The following is a 1,531-nucleotide window of genomic DNA, read 5'->3' on the forward strand; positions in this document are numbered from 1 at the left end:
CGGCCTCCCTGCTGGAGACGGAGCTCGCGGACGCGGCCCGGGTGGTGTCCGGTAAGGTCGCGGGCGCCGTCAACCTGGACCAGCTGCTCGGCGACCGTGAGCTCGACGCGTTCGTGGTGTTCTCCTCCATCTCCGGTGTGTGGGGCGGCGGCAGCCAGGGCGTCTACGGCTCCGGCAACGCCTTCCTGGACGCGCTGGTGGAACAGCGCCGGGCGCGGGGTCTCGCGGGTACCGCCGTCTCCTGGGGCCCGTGGGCCGAGGGCGGCATGGCGACCCGGGACGACGCGGGGGAGCAGCTGGCGCGGCGTGGCCTGCCCGCGATGGCACCCCAGTTGGCGATCGCCGCGCTGGAGCGCGCGGTGGCCGGTGACGACGGTCTGGTGACGGTGGTGGACGTGGACTGGGAGCGGTTCGCGCCCTCGTTCACCGCGGTCCGTCCCAGCCCGTTGCTGAGCGACCTCGACGAGGTCCAGCGGCTGGAGACGAAGGGGAACGACGGCGAGAGGGCCGAGGCCGCCGGGGCGCAGCTGCGCGAGCGGCTGAAGCCGCTGACCGAGGGGGAGCGGGACCGGGCGCTGCTCGATCTGGTGCGCAAGCACGCCGCCGCCGTGCTCGGCTACGCCTCCGCCGAGATGGTCGAGCCGAACCGGGCCTTCCGTGACCTGGGCTTCGACTCGCTGACCGCGGTCGACCTGCGCAACCGGCTGGCCGCCGAGACCGGTCTCAGCCTGCCCGCCACGCTGGTCTTCGACTACCCCAGCGCCGGCACGCTCGCGGCGCATCTGCGCACCGAGGTGCTGGGCACCTCGTCGTCCCCGGCGCCCGCCGCCGGGTCCGGGGCGCCCGCCGGTTCCGGCGCGGACGACGACCCCATCGCGATCGTCTCCATGAGCTGCCGCTTCCCCGGCGGGGTGCGCAGCCCGGAGGACCTGTGGCAGCTGGTGGAGAGCGGCGGTGACGCCATCTCCTCCTTCCCATCCGATCGCGGCTGGGATCTGTCGGGCATGTATGACCCGGACCCGGACCGGCCCGGCACCTTCTACGCCCGTGAAGGCGGATTCCTCTACGACGCGGCCGAGTTCGACCCCGGGTTCTTCGGGATCTCGCCGCGTGAGGCGCTGGCCACCGACCCGCAGCAGCGGCTGCTGCTGGAGACCTCGTGGGAGGCGTTCGAGCGGGCGGGCATCAACCCCGCGTCGGTGCGGGGCAGCCAGGTCGGCGTGTTCGTCGGCTTCTCGGGCTCCGGTTACGGCGCCAATCTGGAGACCGTGCCGGAGGACGTCGAGGGCCACCTGCTGACCGGCAACGCGGGCAGCGTCGTCTCCGGCCGTCTCGCCTACACCTACGGCCTGGAGGGTCCCGCCGTCACGGTGGACACCGCCTGCTCGTCGTCGCTGGTGGCCCTGCATCTGGCCTGCCAGTCGCTGCGTCAGGGCGAGTGCTCCATGGCGCTGGTCGGCGGTGTGACGGTGATGGCCACCCCGATGGCGTTCGTCGAGTTCAGCCGGCAGGGCGGGCTCGCCCCCGACGG

1 protein-coding gene is annotated in these 1,531 nt (G+C 73.5%); it reads left to right on the plus strand.

Annotated elements, in window-relative coordinates; all coding sequences use genetic code 11:
* The coding region (locus IEJ02_RS47725; protein ID WP_191070495.1) for a beta-ketoacyl reductase at positions 1–1,531 on the plus strand (1,531 nt) is incomplete at both ends.

The organism is Streptomyces sp. 5-10 (genome assembly GCF_014712245.1).
In the GTDB taxonomy this organism is placed as follows: Bacteria; Actinomycetota; Actinomycetes; order Streptomycetales; family Streptomycetaceae; genus Streptomyces; species Streptomyces violaceusniger.